This is a genomic window from Andreprevotia lacus DSM 23236 (genome assembly GCF_900176275.1).
GTDB lineage: Bacteria > Pseudomonadota > Gammaproteobacteria > Burkholderiales > Chitinibacteraceae > Andreprevotia > Andreprevotia lacus.
On the sequence record NZ_FWXD01000005.1, the window covers coordinates 105,314 to 120,949 of the forward strand.

A 15,636-nucleotide genomic window follows, 5' to 3' on the forward strand; every position below is an offset into this window, starting at 1 on the left:
TGTGCAGGTCTATTTGCCCTCTGCCAGCCATCAGCAGCCTGCAGCACCGGTTCCTCCACCGCCTGTGGCCAGGCCTGCCCCACAGCCGGCCACGCCGCAGCAAAGCGGCAAGCCACGCCCGCCGGACTGGTTCATGGCACTGCCAGGCGATCCGCACGACGCTTATCTGCCGCGCAACAGCCTCACCTTTGCACCCATGCCGCAGCAAAACATAGACCTGCCCGACCAGGCAGAGTGGCGCGATGTGACCGGCGCGGCGCAATTGGTGCTGTACGTGAACGAACTGGGTTATGTAGACGAGGTTGCCGTACGGGAAAGCACACTGCCGCAAGTGATCGTGCAAGCAGCCATCGACCAGTTCAAGCGGGCCGTTTTTTCACCGGGACTCAAGGAAAATCAGCCGGTCAAAAGCCGGATATTGATAGAAATCCGTTATCAGAATGGCAAATCATGATTTGTGTTTTACAGAAAAAATCCAGCGTAATCAGCTGGATTTTTTATTGCCTGTAGCGCTAGAAATCAGCTGTTCTTCTGTAGACCGGAAATTTCCTTTTTGAGCACTGCGATATCTACCTCACCGACATACTTTTTGATGATTTTTCCTTTTGAATCAATAAGAAAGGACGTCGGAGCCAATGTTACCTTGCCGAACCCATCAGCAATGCTGCCCGTGTTGTCATGGATAACCGGGTAATTGACGCCGAATTTATCGACGAATTTTGCAATATATGCCGGTTCATCATAGTTCAGAGCAATACCGATTACCTGGAAACCGGTTTTATTCAAATCGTTTTGCAATTGAATCAATGCCGGTACTTCACGTACACAACCGGTGCAACTCGTTGCCCAGAAGTTGATCAGGGTGACTTTGCCTTGCAGCGTGCTGCTGTTGAATGCATTGCCTTGCTGTGTGTTGCCACTGAATGCAGGCATGGCTTTGCTGGTGTTCATGAAGGTGAACAGGGTCAGCAACAGCAGCAGGATGGTCAGAAAGGAGATCAGCAGGGATTTTTTTGGCATGTCAGGTGTGTGCAGGAAGTACAGAACAGGTTTTCTTCCATATTCTATGTAAAGAAGGAAAAGATAAAAACAGTTAATAAGGCCGGCCCTGACTTGTGGATAAGTCATTTTCCGCTGTTTTTTCATGATCTTGCTGCAAGACAAACCCGGTGCAGCATCGGCCATGAGCCTGTGGGCAAGTTGTTGGGCAAAATTTGCCTTCTTGCCGGATTGCCGTTGCTCCCAAAAGTGTTCGCAAGTTGTTCACAGCACAAGCTGTTGATTTCATTGCGAGTTTGCAGATTCAGGTATAATCCGTCGCTTTTTCGACGTTGAGAAGGAGCCATCGATGGCCATCCAATGGTTCCCCGGGCACATGAATGCGGCCCGCAAGCAGGTCATGGAAACGATGGCCAAGGTCGACATGGTGATCGAGATCGTCGACGCCCGTGCCCCGGCATCCAGCAGCAATCCCATGCTCAAGCAGCTGCGTTTGCATCGTCAGCGCCCTGTGCTCAAGATTCTCAACAAAGCCGACCTCGCCGATCCTGCACTCAACAAGGTCTGGCTGGAATGGTTCCGCGCCCAGCCTGGCACCGAGGCCATCCTGCTGGGTGAAGGCGACAAGGCTGCAGCGGTCAAACGCATCCCCGATCTGTGCCGCAAGATCGTGCCGCACCGCACTGGTGGGGTGAAGCCGGTGCGCATCCTCATCCTGGGCATACCCAATGTGGGCAAGTCCACCTTGATGAACATCCTGCTCAATCGCAAGGTGGCCAAGGTGGCTGATACGCCGGGCGTTACCCAGCATATCCAGCGTATCGATCTCTCCGACGGCACCATCGTGTACGACACGCCGGGCTTGCTGTGGCCCAAGATCGAATACGAAGAATTCGGTTACCGGCTGGCGCTGGCCGGTTCGGTCGGCCGCAATGCCTACAGCGAGGAAGATGTGGCCTGGTTTGCGATCGAAACGCTGACGCAACGCTACCCCGAGCTGCTCAAGCAGCGCTACAAGCTCGACAGCCTGGATGTGGAACTCGAAGCGCTGTTCCAGCTTATCGGCCGCAAGCGCGGCGCGGTACTGGGTGGCGGGCGCGTCGATTCCCAGAAGACCGCCGATCTCATCCTCACCGATTTCCGCAGTGGCACGCTGGGCCGCATCACGCTGGAAACGCCGGCCGACCTCGACAACCTGGTGCCGCTGGGCGACGAACCGGAAGAAGATGCGGAATCCGATGCGGAATAAGCTGGCAGCGGTATTGCTGTTGCTGGCGGGGGCCGTGCAGGCGGCCACGCTGTCGGTCAAGGATGATCTGGGCAACACCGTGCAGCTGGCACAGCCGGCGCAACGCGTGGTGGCGCTTACGCCGCATGCCACCGAGCTGGTGGCCGCGCTGGCGCTGCAGCGGCTGGTGGGCATTGATGCCGCCAGCAATTACCCGCCTGCGGTGGCCGGGCTGCCCAAGATCGGCCGCTTCGACACCGTCAATGTCGAGGCCATCGTTGCACTCAAGCCAGATCTCGTGATTGCCTGGGAAGGCACGGCCATGCAGCGTTCGCTGCAGCCGCTGGCCAGGCTGGGCATCCCGGTGTTCTACAGCAAACCGCAAACCCCGGCCGACGTCGCCGACAACCTGTTGCGGCTGGGCAAACTGCTGGGGGCGGACGACGCGGCGCGCGCGCAGGCCGGCAAACTGCAGGCCGATTACGCAGCACTCAAGGCGCGTTATCGCGGCGCAGCGCCGGTGCGCGTGTTCATGCAGGTCAACGCCCAGCCCTTGCTGACGATTTCCGACCTGACCTTTCTCGGTCAGGCCATCAAGGACTGCGGCGGGGTGAATGCCTATGCCGCTGCCGGCGTGACCGTACCGCAAGCCAGTGCCGAGGCCGTGTTGGCATTTGCGCCACAGCTGCTGGTGGCCACCGGCAAGGTGGACGGCCTTGCCGGTTGGCGACGCCATGCCGCGCTGCCAGCGGTGCAGAAAGGCCAGCTGTACGGCATTGCCGACGACAGGCTGGTGCGCCCCGGGCCACGGCTGGTGCAGGGTGTGCAGCTCTTGTGTGATCGCATCGATGCGGCACGCCAAGTGTTCACACAGCCGAAGCCGGCAAAATGACATAGAATCGCAGCGGGTTCACTTCGATTCATACCGGCCATGGATGCTGAATTCTCCGCACTGGAAGACAAGGTAGGTGCGCTGGCGCGCTTGTGTCAGCAGCTGCGCAGCGACAATCACACCCTGCGCCAGCAACTGCTGGCGCTGCAGCAGGAAAACCAGCAGCTCAAGGGCAAGGTGGATGGCGCAAAAGAACGTGTTGCCGCCATCCTGTCGCGCCTGCCGGAGGATGAAGCATGAGCGAGATCAAGCAGCTCGACGTCACCATCATGGGCCGCGAATTCCGCGTGGCCTGCCCGGTCGAGGAGGAAACCACGCTGCTGCAGGCCGTGGCCCTGCTCGACGAGAAAATGCACGAGATACGCGGCAGCGGCAAAGTGATCGGCATCGAGAAGATTGCCATCATGGCGGCGCTCAATATCGCGCATGAATACCTGCATGTCGATGCAGGCGGTTTTGACATTGCCGCATACAAGCGTAGAATTGACCGCATCAATCAAGTTGCCGATGCGGCCTTGCAGGAACAAAGCGAGCTTTTCTGAGCTTGCCCCTGCATAGCCGGGTTGGCCTACCGTCTGCTTTCCTGCGGTGCTCGTCACGGCTCAGATTCCTTGAACCGATAAATTGCTACCCGGCTGCCAGCCACGAAAATTCGCCTGTTGTGAGCGTTCCCTAGTCGAACGCACCTGATGGCAAACGGCAGGCAGCCACTTGAACCTCAGGGTTCAGGATGCGAGCCGGACGACACCTGCGGGAAAGCCCCCCAAGCCTTGGGTTTTTGCGACCTGTCCTGTTGACGGACAGGCATCAAGAACCCGGCAAAGCCGGGCTCTCACCGGTTTTCGAGAGCGAAACAGCGGCTTGTCCTGTTTTAATCCACATCCCCCGCCTTCGCCGCCGCGAAGGAGCCTCGCTGTCGCTCGTTGCTGGCACGGATCGGGCTTTTGTGAATTAGGGCACCGGGCGCATGAAATGTTTTTGCGCCTTGTCGAACATGAAGCCCCGCGCTTGCTGGTGACCGAGCGACTGGACTTGTACATGAAGCGGCGCTATCACTGAACTCCATGCCAATCCCATCTGCCCTCTCCAACGACAAATCCCTGTTGCGCAGCCAGTTGCGGCAGCGGCGCAAGGCGGTGCCTGCGGCGTTGCGGGTGCGGGCGGCGCGGGTATTGGCGCGGCTGGCGCGGCGCTGGCTCAGGCCGGGTCTGCGCGTGGCGGCGTATATGGCGGTGGGCAGCGAGATTGATGCCGGGGCGTTGATTGCGCTGGCGCGGCGGCGCGGTTGCCGGGTTTATCTGCCGGTCACGCCGCAACATGGACGGCAGCTGCGCTTTGCCGCGCTGGACGAACAAGCCGGCTGGCGCCTGGGTCGCTACGCGATACCCGAGCCGCAGACCGGGCGGCAGCAACAGTTGCTGAGGGCAACGCAGCTTGATCTGGTGTTCGTACCCCTGCTGGGTTTTGACCGCGATCTGCGCCGCATGGGCCAGGGGGGCGGCTACTACGACAACACGTTTGCATTCCGCGGTCATCGCATCCGGCCCCGGCTGATCGGGCTGGCCTACCAGTGCCAGCAAGTCGACGCCCTGCCGGTCGATCCGTGGGATGTACAGCTCGATGCCGTGCTGACCGAGCGGGGAATTTGTCGTCGTCGCGCACGCTGATGCATATACGCCGACTGTCCTGCCACAGCAACATGGTGCTAACGTGACACTTGCGCCATGACAAACGCAATAAAGTCACTGAACGCCGGTTCATGAACGCATACACTCTTGATTAAATCGTTAGCGGAGATGTCGTCATGTCGGGTTCCCCCACAATTGAGTTGCTCGCCCCCCTGTCGGGCGTCGTGGTTCCACTTGATCAGGTGCCCGATCCGGTCTTTGCGCAGAAAATGGTCGGTGATGGCCTGGCCATCGATCCGATCTCCAACCAGTTGCTGGCCCCCGCCGCCGGCACCATCAGCCAGCTGCATTCGGCCAGCCACGCCGTCACGGTCAAGACCGACGACGGCATCGAAGTGCTGCTGCACATCGGCCTTGATACCGTCATGCTCAAGGGCGAAGGCTTCAAGGCGCTGGTGCGCGTCGGTGATCGCGTCGAAGCTGGCCAGGTGCTGATCGAATTCGATGCCACCTACGTGGCCAAGCACGCGCGCAGCCTACTTACCGAAATCATCATCACCAATGGCGACCGCGTGGCACGCTACGAGCCGGCCAGCAATTTCGTCCAGGCGGGCAAGAGCGTGGCGCTGACGCTGCAACTGGCCGAACCGGCCGGTGCTGCAGCCGCCAAGCCGGCCGGTGAAGCTGTTTCCGGCCTGATCCGCATTCCCAACCCCACCGGCCTGCATGCGCGGCCGGCGGCGGTATTGGCCAACGCGGCCAAAACCTTCAAATCCGACATCAAGCTGGTGCGCAACGGTGACGAAGCCAATGCCAAATCGGTGGTGGGCATCATGGGTCTTGAGGTGCAGTACGGCGATCAGGTGTTCGTCAAGGCCAGCGGTGTCGATGCCCCGGCCGTGATCAAGACCTTGGCCGACCTGTTGCTGAGTGGCAGTGGCGAAGACGTCGGCGCAGCAGTCAAGGCGCGCCACAGACCGGCGCCGCTCGATACGCTGCGCCCGGTGGCAGCCAAGCCCAAGTCGGATGATCCCAACACCCTCGTTGGCGTATCGGCCTCGCCGGGTCTGGCGGTTGGCCAGGTGTTCCAGCTCAAGCAGGTGGATATCCAGGTGGCCGAGATCGGCGAAAACCCGCAGATCGAGCGCCGCCGTTTCGACGCCGCACTGCGCGAGGCCGGCAAGCAGCTGGAAATCCTCAAGGGCGAAATCAGCGATGCCAGCAAGGCCGAGATTTTTGCCGCCCACAAGGAACTGCTGGCCGACCCCGAACTGATCGAGCTGGCCATTGCCGGCCTCGGCAGCGGCAAGAGCGCCGCCTTTGCCTGGCGCGCCGCCTATACCCGCTATGCCGAAAAGCTGTCGCAACTGAAGAACGAAGTGCTGGCCGGCCGCGCCAACGACATCCGCGACGTGGGCCAGCGCGTGCTGCGCCTCATCGTCGGCGTGGCCGAAGCGCGCATCGAGTTGCCGGCCAATGCCATCCTGATTGCCGAAGACCTTACCCCGTCCGAAACCGCCAGCCTTGATCGCTCGCGTGTGCTCGGCTTTGCCACCACCGGTGGCGGCGCCACCAGCCACGTGGCCATTCTGGCGCGCTCGCTCAATATCCCGGCCATTTGCGGTATCGATGAAGCTGCGGTAAAACTGGCTAATGGCACCACAGTCATCCTCAATGGCAGCAAGGGCACCTTGCGCCTGAACCCGACCGATACCGAAATGGCCGTGATCCGCGACAAGCAGGCACGCCTGGCCAAGAAGCGCGCCGAAGAACTCGCCGCCGCGCATCTGCCGCCGGTGACGACCGACGGCCAGCATATCGAGGTGGTGGCCAATATCGGTGGTCTGGATGAAGCCCGCCAGGGCGTCGAGCTGGGCGGCGAAGGTGTGGGCCTGCTGCGCAGCGAATTCCTCTACCTGGATCGCAACGACGCGCCGAGCGAGCAGGAACAGACACAAATCTACGGCGACATCGCCAAGGCGCTGGGCACCAGCCGCACGCTGGTGATCCGCACGCTGGATGTGGGCGGCGACAAACCGCTGCCCTACCTGCCCATGCCGCCGGAAGAAAACCCCTTCCTCGGCGTGCGCGGCATCCGCCTGTGTCTGGCCGAGCCGGACATCCTGCGCACGCAAGTCCGCGCCATCTTGCGCGCCGCGCCGTTCTCCAAGCTGCACATCATGTTCCCGATGATTGCCAATCTGGAAGAACTGCGCGCCGCCAAGGCCATCGTGCTGGAAGAAAAAGCTGCGCTGGGCATCAACGCCGAGGTGAAGGTCGGCATCATGGTCGAAGTGCCGGCCACTGCCATCCTGGCCGAGCAATTTGCGCGTGAGGCCGATTTCTTCTCCATCGGCACCAACGACCTCACCCAATACACGCTGGCGATGGACCGTGGCCACCCCAAGCTGGCCAAGCAGGCCGATGCGCTGCACCCGGGCGTGCTCAACCTGATTGCCCTCACCGTGCAGGGTGCGCACAAGCACGGCAAGTGGGTGGGCGTGTGCGGCGGCATCGCCTCCGATCCGCAGGCGGTGCCGGCGCTGATCGGCATGGGCGTCGACGAGCTGTCGGTCAGCGTGCCCAGCATCCCGGCCATCAAGGCGCTGGTGCGCAAGCTCAACAAGGCAGACTGTGAAAAGGTCGCCGCCGAAGTGCTGCAAATGGGCACCGCCGCCGAGGTACGTGCACGCCTGAGCAAGCTGGCTGAAGGCTGAGCGCCTGACGCACCTGCTTGCTGTTGAGCAAACGGCATCAAGAACCCGGCCAAGCCGGGTTCTTGCTTGTTGAGGCTGGTGAAACAGCGGCGCTCCGATTCCACACCCCCCGCCCTCGCCGCCGCGAGGGAGCCTCGCTGTGCTCGTTGGTGGCTTGCGGATGAATCGCGGTCCGACACGGAATTTCAGGCATCGGTGAGCCATGCCTGTGGCATGGCCGCTGTCAATCAGCAAGAACCGGGCTGTCACAAGTGGCCGGGATGGGCCAAGCTGCACTACCGCCGTTACGGATTGCACCATGACCGCTGCCAGCCTTGTCCGCCTGTTTGTCCTTGCCGCGCTGTGGGGCGCATCTTTCCTGTTCATGCGCGTGGCGGTGCCGGCGTTCGGGCCGGTCTGGCTGATTGGCCTGCGCGTGAGCATTGCCGCCGCCTTTCTGCTGCTGATTGCCGGCTGGCGCAGGCAGCCACTGCCGCTGCGCGGCAATGTGCGCCACTACTTCATCTCGGGCCTGTTCACCTCGGCGCTGCCCTTTCTGTGCTACGCCTTTGCCGCGCGCACCCTGTCGGCATCGCTGATGTCCATCCTCAACGCCACTGCGCCGTTCTGGGGCACCCTGGTGGCCGCGCTGTGGTTGCGGGTGATTCCGACCCGCAAGGCATGGCTGGGGCTGGCGCTGGGCGTGATCGGCGTCGCCACGCTGGTCGGCTTTGACCGCATCACCGCCAAGCCCGGCGCTGGGCTGGCCATTGCCGCCTGCCTGACCGCCACCCTGTGCTACGGCTTTGCCAGCGCCTACAGCAAACGCTACATGCAGGGCATGGCCTCGTTCAATGTGGCGCATGGCAGCATGTGGGGCGCCAGCCTGGCACTGCTGCCCTGCCTGCTGCTGGTGCCCACCGTGCAGCCGTTCAGCAGCATCGCCCCGCAGGCATTGGCAGCCGTGTCGTTGCTGGCGATTTTCTGCACTGGCGTGGCCTACTTGCTGTATTTCCGCCTGATCAGCGACATCGGCCCGGCATCGGCGCTGACGGTGACGTTTTTGATTCCGGTCTTCGGCGTGCTGTGGGGGGTGATGCTGCTGGATGAGTCGGTCGGGCTCAACACGCTGGCGGGGGCATTGCTGGTGTTGCTGGGGACGGGTCTGGTGACGGGGTTTTCGCCAGCGGTCTTGCGCCGCAAGGCTTAGGACGGCACCAAGGGAATCCCGGCCATCGCGCCTGTCCGTTTGCACTCATCCATGGAACACTGCGTTCCATATTGCACCCTTTGCAATCGGTCAGTCTGACCCTACCTTAAGGCTACCTTAACCGGAGAGCCGCCATGTCCACGCCCCATCTGATCAGCTTTGATCTCTGCCCCTACGTCCAGCGCGCCGTCATCACCATGCTGGAAAAGAACGTGCCGTTCGAGCGCACCTATATCGACCTTGCCAACAAGCCCGACTGGTTCCTGCAAATGTCGCCGCTGGGCCGGGTGCCGGTGCTGCAGGTGGGCAACGAGGTCTTGTTCGAGTCGGCGGTGATTGCCGAATACCTCGACGAAACCAATGCCCCGCGCCTGCACCCCGAAGACCCGCTCACCCGCGCCAAGCACCGCGCGTGGATCGAGTTCGCGTCGGCCGGGCTGGTGTCGCTGTGGAATTTCTATACTGCGGCCGACGACAAAGCCTTTGCCGCTGCGCGTGCCGACCTGGACACCAAGCTCGACCGCCTGGAAGCCATCCTGCAGGACGGCCCCTTCTTTGCCGGTGCACCGTTCAGCCTGGTCGATGCTGCCTTCGGCCCCTTCTTCCGCTACTTCCCGGTGCTCGAATCGCTGGGTGAAACCGGCTGGTTCGATAGCCGCCCCAAGGTGGCCAGCTGGAAGGACGCATTGCTGAACCGCCGCAGCGTGCAGGACGCCGTGCAGCCGGGTTATGCCGACAAGCTGGTGGCCTTCATCAAGGGCAAGGGTGGCGTGCTGGGCAAGCGCGTAGCCTGATCGAGCACAGCAAAAAAACAGCGGGCATCTGCCCGCTGTTTTTCATCCTGAAGCGGCCTCCAGCCGCGCCACCGGCCCGCGCAATCGCCACAGCAAGAGCAACGCCGGCAGGCCGGCCAGTATCGACAGCACAAAGAAGCTCGGCCAGCCCAGCGACGCCACCAGATAGCCCGAAGTCGGCCCCACATACACGCGGCCTACCGCAGCCAGTGCCGACAGCAGCGCATAGTGGGTGGCGCTGGCTTCACGGTTGCATAGCGCCATCAGGAAGGCCACCAGCGCGGCAGTACCCATGCCGCCGGTAATGTTTTCCAGCGAGATCGACACTGCCAGCAGCACATCGAGGCTGCCATCCCAGCCCGCGCCGGTCTTGCCGGACAGGAAAATCTTCAGCACCTCGGGCGGCAGCGGCAGGTGGAAGCTGCCCAGCCAGCCCTTGCCGTACACCGCCAGCAGCCAGTAGCCAATGTTGGAAATGTTCTGCAGCACGCCAAACACCAGCAGCGCGCGGAACAACTTGAGCCGCACCATCAGCAGCCCGCCGATGATGCCGCCGGCGATGGTGGCAATCATGCCGACGATCTTGTTCACCACGCCGATTTCGCCCAGCGAGAAACCGACGCCCTTTTGCAGGAAGGCCACGCTCAGCACGCCGGCAAACGCGTCGCCCAGCTTGTACAGCACGATCAGCAGCAAGAAGGCCCACGCATGCTCGCGGCGGAAATACTGCTGCATGGGCGTGATCAGCAGCGCAAAGCGCGCCAGCCGCGCGCCATACAGCGCCAGCGGCACCGCCGCGCCGATTTCGACCAGCACGAAGGCGAGGCCGATCCAGTTGTTTTTGCTGTCCGGCGTAAAGTCGGCCCAGCCAGCCAGTGCGCCCAGCGTGATCAGGCCATGCTGGCCCAGCATGAAGCCCAGCCACGCGCCCAGCAGCATGGCCAGAAAGCCGTTCAGGTGTTGCCATTCACTGAAGAGCCGGCGGCCCAGCAGGGCGTTGACCGCCAGTGCGGCGGCAATCGCCGTCAGCGGGGCCCACACGTCCTGGCGCAGCCAAGCCGCCAGCACGGCAGCGGCAGCCATCAGCAGCAGGGTGCCGGCAAAACGGCCGAATTGCCCGGCCGAATGGTTGTCGCGATACGCGAGGCGCGGCGCCAGCAGCACGGTGGTCACGGCCAGCCCGGCCATCAGCACGCCGAGCGCGGCATAGGTACGCCCCCAGCCGATCACTTCGGCAGTGACAAAGGCCACGCCGCCCGAGGTGAGCATGGCCAGCCGATAGCCGAACACGCCGATGGCAGCGGCCGCACCGCGTTCTTCGTCATGGCTGACGTCGACGCGATAGGCATCGACCATCACATCCTGCGAGGCCGAGAAAAACGCCACCCCCACCGCAAACAGCGCGAACAGCCCCGTGTGCAGCGCCGGCTGCAAGGTGGCCATGGCCAGCAGCAAGATCGCCAGCGCCGCCTGCGTCAGCAGCAGCCAGCCCTTGCGGCGGCCGAACAGCGGCGGCTCGTAGCGATCCATCAGCGGCGCCCACAAGAACTTGTAGGTGTAGGGCATGCCCACCAGCGCCAAGAGACCGATGGTCTTGAGGTCGAGCCCGTCGCTGGTCAGCCACGATTGCATCGCCTGCCCGGTGAGCGCCAGCGGCAGGCCCGAGGTGAAGCCCAGCAACAGGATGGCCGCCATGCGGCGGTTGCCGAAAGCGGCGAAATAGCGCGACCAGCTCATGCTTGCTGGCTCCGGTTGCGGGTGGGGCGAAAGGTGCGGCGGATCATCATGATGAGTGGTGCAATGCGGCGTTGAACGGTGCCGGCGAGTGTATCACCGCACCATCAGGCTGCGCCGGGGTGTGCCATGATGAAGGCAGGCATTGCTGATGCTTGTAGTCATGCCGGCGACGAGCACAGCGAGGCTCCCTCGCGGCGGCGAGGGCGGGGGGTGTGGAATGGAACAGGGACAGATGCCGGTGTTTCGTTTGCTGCAGCCAGTGAGGGCCCGGCTTTGCCGGGGACTTGATGCAGGTTGATGGCAAGCAGCGGCGGGCAGATTCCAGAAGGCATGACACGTGGAACGGGTCGATCTCCTCATCGTTGGCGGCGGCATCAATGGCGCAGGCATCGCGCGCGATGCGGCGGGGCGCGGCTTGTCGGTACTGTTGTGCGAGCAGCACGATCTGGCTGCGCATACCTCGGGCGCCAGCAGCAAGCTGATCCACGGCGGGCTGCGCTATCTCGAGCACGGCGAGTTTGCGCTGGTGGCCAAGGCGCTGGCCGAACGCAGCGTGCTGCTGCGGCTGGCACCGCACCTGATCCGCCCGCAGCGCTTCGTGCTGCTGCCGCAGCCGGGCTTGCGTCCGGCATGGCAAATCCGGCTGGGGCTGTTTGCCTATGATTACCTTGGTACGTTGGCCGGCGTGGGCGGCCATGGCGCGTTTGCAGCCTCGCATGCCATCGATCTGCATCGCCATCCGGCCGGTGCGGTGCTGGGCCACCCGGCCGGCAGCGCGTACGAATATGGTGATGCCACGGTGGACGATGCACGGCTGGTGATCGCCAACGCGGTCGATGCCGCCAGCCGGGGCGCGGAGATATTGCCGCGCACGCGCTGCGTGGCGGCGCAACGGCACGGCGATCACTGGCAGGTGCGCTTGCAGCGCGAGGGCGACGCATCGCAGCTGGTCAGCGCGCGTGCGCTGGTTAACGCTGCCGGGCCGTGGGCCGCGTGCTTGCTGGGCCAGATCGGCCAGCCCGCCGCGCCGCTGCGGCTGGTGCGGGGCAGCCACATCGTCGTGCCGCGCCTGTACGAGCACGACCGTGCTTATGTGCTGCAACAGCCGGACCGGCGCATCGTGTTCGTCATCCCGTGGCAGCGCGATTACACGCTGATCGGCACCACCGAAAGCGATTTTACCGGCGACCCGGCCAGCGTGGCTGCCGACGACGCCGAGGTGGATTACCTGTGCGCAGCGGTGAATGCGCAATTCCGCCAGTCCATCACGCCGGCCGACGTGGTGTGGCGCTACAGCGGCGTGCGCCCGCTGCTGGGCGGCGCGGGCGAGGCCACTGCACTCAGCCGCGATTACCGGCTGCAGCTTGATACTGCCGCTGCACCCTTGCTCAATGTATGGGGCGGCAAGCTCACCACCTATCGCAAGCTGGCCGAGCAGGCGGTCAACCAGCTTGCGCCGCTGCTGGGCTGCAGCAAGCCGGCGTGGACTGCGCACGGCGATGCACTGCCCGGCGGCGAGCTGGGCGACCCGGCGCACTGGCTGGCCGAATTCTGCATCGCCTACCCGTGGTTGCCCGACGAGGTGGCGGCACGCTGGGTTTACAGCTACGGTGCGTGGGCGCGCTGCCTGATCGGCGATGCTGCCAGCCTGGCCGATCTGGGCGAGCATTTCGGTGCCGGCTTGCATGCGCGCGAGGTGGATTACCTGCGCCGCTGCGAATGGGCCACGACCGTGGACGATATCCTGTGGCGGCGCAGCAAGCTGGGGCTGACCATGCCGGCCGACGGCATTGCCCGCCTGCAGCGTTATCTGGCACGGCCACAGGGGAGCACGCTTGGACACGCAGTACATCATTGCGATTGATCAGGGCACTACCAGCACGCGCAGCATGGTGTTCGACCATGCCGGCGCGGTGGTGGCGCAGGCACAGCGCGAGTTCACCCAGCATTTTCCACAACCGGGCTGGGTGGAGCACGACGCCGAAGAGATTTTCACCAGCGTGCTGCTGACCCTGACCGAGGCGCTGCAGCGCGGCCACATCGATGCAGCGCAGGTGGCCGCCATCGGCATCACCAACCAGCGCGAAACGGTGCTGATCTGGGACAAGGCCAGCGGCCGGCCCATCCACCATGCCATCGTCTGGCAATCACGCCAGACGGTGTCGATCTGCAACGCACTCAAGGCCGCCGGCCACGAGCCGTACGTGCACGCGCGCACCGGCCTGCGGCTGGATGCGTATTTTTCCGCCAGCAAGCTGCAGTGGCTGCTGGAACAGGTGCCGGGGGCGCGCGAACGCGCCGAACTTGGCGAGCTGCTGTGCGGCACCATCGACACCTGGCTGGTGTGGAAGTTATCCGGCGGCAAGGTGCACGTGACCGACTACAGCAATGCGTCGCGCACCCTGCTGTTCAACATCCACACGCTGCAATGGGACGACGAACTGCTGCGCCTGTTCGGCATCCCGCGCGCGCTGCTGCCCGAGGTGCGTGGCAGCAGCGAGGTCTATGGCCACATCCGCCCCGAATACCTGTTCGGCCACGCCGCGCCGCTGGCGGCCATCGCCGGCGACCAGCAGGCTGCCCTGTTCGGCCAGGGCTGTTTTACGCCCGGCATGGCCAAGAACACCTATGGCACCGGCTGCTTCATGCTGATGCACACCGGCAGCAAGGCGGTTGATTCACAGCACGGCCTGCTGACCACCATTGCCTGGGGGCTGGATGGCCAGGTCGACTACGCACTGGAAGGCAGCGTGTTCGTCGCCGGCTCGGCCATCCAGTGGCTGCGCGACGGTCTGGGCCTGCTCGACCACGCGGCCGACAGCGAAGCACTGGCCGCCTCGGTGCCGGACAACGGCGGCGTGTATCTGGTGCCGGCCTTTGTCGGACTCGGCGCGCCGTACTGGCGCAGCGACGTGCGCGCTGCGCTGTTCGGCATGACGCGTGGCACTGGCAAGGGCCAGCTGGCACGCGCCGCGCTGGAGTGCATGGCCTACCAGACGCGCGACGTACTGGCCGCCATGCAGGCCGACGCCGGCATTGCGCTCACCGAGCTGCGCGCCGACGGCGGCGCGATTGCCAACAACCTGCTGGCGCAATTCCAGAGCGACATCCTGAACGTGCCGCTGCTGCGCCCCCGCGTGGCGGAAACCACGGCGCTGGGCGCAGCCAGCCTGGCCGGGCTGGCGGTGGGGTTCTGGTCTGGTCGTGACGAATTGGCGCGGCAATGGCAGCTGGATCGGCGCTTTGAACCGGCGATGGATGCGGATGAGCGTGAGCGTCTGTATGCCGGCTGGCAGCGGGCCGTGCAGGCGGCGTTGGTGTTTACGCCGGATTGATCGCCGTGCAGGGCTGGCATGGCCAGCGCCCGCTCGCCCCTAGGGCCTGTTAACACTTATTTCGCGCTTGCGCTGGGCCGCAAAGAGGTCAGCTACAAGGCACGCAACGCGGCAATAACCGGTTATTGCCAAGGCGCGTAACGCCGTAGATGGCCTCTTTGCGGCCCAGCCCTGCGGGTTCGGGGTATTTCGGGCGGTTCGCTGCGTTGCAAACCGCTTGCGGTACCCGTACCGCGGCGCGTTCTGCGCCTTGCGCTCCATCCCGAACTACCCCGAACGCAAGCGTGAAATAAGTGTTAACAGGCCCTAGTCACATCGCTCACCGGCCTCCCGCCTGCCACACCCCCGGCGTTACGCCGAAATGTTCGCGGAACAGGGCAATGAATGCGCTCACGCTCTGATAACCGCAATCGAGCGCCACGGTGGTCACCGGCAGGCCGCGCGCCAGTTGCGCCAGTGCGCATTGCAGCCGCATCTGCTGCCGCCACTGACCCAGGCTCCAGCCGGTTTCCTGCGCAAAACGGCGCGTGAGCGTGCGGCGCGACATGCCGCAGCGCTGCGCCCAGCCGTCCAGATCGGCGCTGTCGGCCGGTTGTTGCAGCAAGGTGGTCGCGAGTGCCTGCAGCCGTGGGTGGGCCGGCATGGGCAGGAAGCCGGCCAGCGGTGGCTGGCAGCCAAAGGCATGGGCAAAGGTCTGCAGATAGTGGCTGCGTGCTGCACCGGCGGGCGGCAGCTCGACCAGCAGCGCCTGCAGCAACGGGGTGTTGCGTACCACGGTCAGCACGGCCGGCATGCTGGCGCGTGCACCGGCTTCGCCAAAGTAATGGCTGCAGGCCTGCAATGCACCGTGACTGGTGGCGGCGTGCGATTGCCAAGGTGGCACCCAGCCCAGGCAGCCGGGCGGCAACACCCAGCGGCCGGCATCGGTCTGCACGCTGACCACGCCGGACTGCACGCAAAACAGCTGCCCCTCGGCATGGCGGTGCGCTTGGTCGTGCAGCTCCTTGCCATCCGTAATGGCACGCGTGGCAAGCAATTCCATCATTTGGCCCGTTTGAATGATTGATGAGCAGTATATCGTTAGCAGGCCATCGGCCATGCGCACAGACTGTCCGCT

The 15,636-nt window shown here is 63.9% G+C and carries 14 protein-coding genes and 1 other RNA gene; 12 read left to right on the top strand and 3 right to left on the bottom strand.

Annotation, left to right across the window (positions count from 1 at the left end):
- The first annotated feature begins 133 nt into the window (after nt 1-133).
- On the top strand, nt 134-454 hold the full coding sequence (locus B9A19_RS22490) for an energy transducer TonB (RefSeq protein WP_176216800.1): 321 nt from the start codon (nt 134-136) through the stop codon (nt 452-454).
- Between the two features lie 65 nt (nt 455-519).
- On the opposite strand, the gene B9A19_RS05705 is transcribed toward B9A19_RS22490, so the two are convergent.
- The gene (locus B9A19_RS05705; protein ID WP_084089774.1) at nt 520-1,185 is read right to left on the bottom strand and encodes a TlpA disulfide reductase family protein; all 666 of its coding nucleotides are present in this window, start codon (nt 1,183-1,185) and stop codon (nt 520-522) included.
- Between the two features lie 163 nt (nt 1,186-1,348).
- Here B9A19_RS05705 and ylqF point away from each other — a divergent pair, with 163 nt between their 5' ends.
- From ylqF to B9A19_RS05750, 9 genes are all read left to right on the top strand, one after another.
- Nucleotides 1,349-2,248, top strand: a complete 900-nt coding sequence (ylqF, locus tag B9A19_RS05710) for a ribosome biogenesis GTPase YlqF (RefSeq protein ID WP_084089775.1) — start codon at nt 1,349-1,351, stop codon at nt 2,246-2,248.
- A complete protein-coding gene (locus tag B9A19_RS05715; RefSeq protein ID WP_176216801.1) occupies nt 2,238-3,119 on the top strand; it encodes a helical backbone metal receptor in 882 nt (293 codons plus the stop codon). The genes ylqF and B9A19_RS05715 overlap by 11 nt, the downstream gene beginning before the upstream one ends.
- Before the next feature lie 39 nt (nt 3,120-3,158).
- Nucleotides 3,159-3,359 (top strand): hypothetical protein, encoded by a 201-nt coding sequence (locus tag B9A19_RS05720; protein ID WP_084089778.1) that lies wholly within the window; start codon nt 3,159-3,161, stop codon nt 3,357-3,359.
- The gene (locus B9A19_RS05725) at nt 3,356-3,661 is read left to right on the top strand and encodes a cell division protein ZapA (protein WP_084089780.1); all 306 of its coding nucleotides are present in this window, start codon (nt 3,356-3,358) and stop codon (nt 3,659-3,661) included. Before B9A19_RS05720 ends, B9A19_RS05725 begins: the two co-directional genes overlap by 4 nt.
- Nucleotides 3,662-3,696: 35 nt before the next feature.
- A non-coding RNA gene (gene ssrS, locus B9A19_RS05730) (6S RNA) lies at nt 3,697-3,880 on the top strand.
- A 303-nt stretch (nt 3,881-4,183) separates the two neighbouring features.
- Entirely contained in the window at nt 4,184-4,786 is a 603-nt protein-coding gene (locus tag B9A19_RS05735) for a 5-formyltetrahydrofolate cyclo-ligase (protein ID WP_084089782.1), read from the top strand.
- 137 nt (nt 4,787-4,923) lie between these two features.
- Nucleotides 4,924-7,464 (top strand): phosphoenolpyruvate--protein phosphotransferase, encoded by a 2,541-nt coding sequence (ptsP, locus tag B9A19_RS05740; protein ID WP_084089784.1) that lies wholly within the window; start codon nt 4,924-4,926, stop codon nt 7,462-7,464.
- A 298-nt stretch (nt 7,465-7,762) separates the two neighbouring features.
- Nucleotides 7,763-8,653 carry a DMT family transporter gene (locus B9A19_RS05745; protein ID WP_084089786.1) on the top strand — a complete coding sequence of 297 codons (891 nt, stop codon included), beginning with the start codon at nt 7,763-7,765 and terminating at the stop codon, nt 8,651-8,653.
- A gap of 134 nt (nt 8,654-8,787) precedes the next feature.
- Entirely contained in the window at nt 8,788-9,447 is a 660-nt protein-coding gene (locus tag B9A19_RS05750) for a glutathione S-transferase family protein (protein ID WP_084089787.1), read from the top strand.
- A gap of 42 nt (nt 9,448-9,489) precedes the next feature.
- Here B9A19_RS05750 and B9A19_RS05755 read toward each other — a convergent pair whose 3' ends face one another.
- Nucleotides 9,490-11,184 carry an AmpG family muropeptide MFS transporter gene (locus B9A19_RS05755; protein ID WP_084089788.1) on the bottom strand — a complete coding sequence of 565 codons (1,695 nt, stop codon included), beginning with the start codon at nt 11,182-11,184 and terminating at the stop codon, nt 9,490-9,492.
- 337 nt (nt 11,185-11,521) lie between these two features.
- On the opposite strand from B9A19_RS05755, the gene glpD reads away from it, so the two are divergent.
- Together glpD and glpK are read left to right on the top strand one after the other, a co-directional pair.
- A complete protein-coding gene (gene glpD / locus B9A19_RS05760) occupies nt 11,522-13,048 on the top strand; it encodes a glycerol-3-phosphate dehydrogenase (protein WP_084089790.1) in 1,527 nt (508 codons plus the stop codon).
- Entirely contained in the window at nt 13,020-14,519 is a 1,500-nt protein-coding gene (gene glpK, locus B9A19_RS05765) for a glycerol kinase GlpK (RefSeq protein WP_084089792.1), read from the top strand. Before glpD ends, glpK begins: the two co-directional genes overlap by 29 nt.
- Nucleotides 14,520-14,838: 319 nt before the next feature.
- Here the strand turns inward: glpK and B9A19_RS05770 are convergent, their stop codons facing one another.
- Complete coding sequence (locus B9A19_RS05770; RefSeq protein WP_217806994.1) at nt 14,839-15,564, bottom strand: AraC family transcriptional regulator; 726 nt, start codon at nt 15,562-15,564, stop codon at nt 14,839-14,841.
- Between the last annotated feature and the right edge of the window lie 72 nt (nt 15,565-15,636).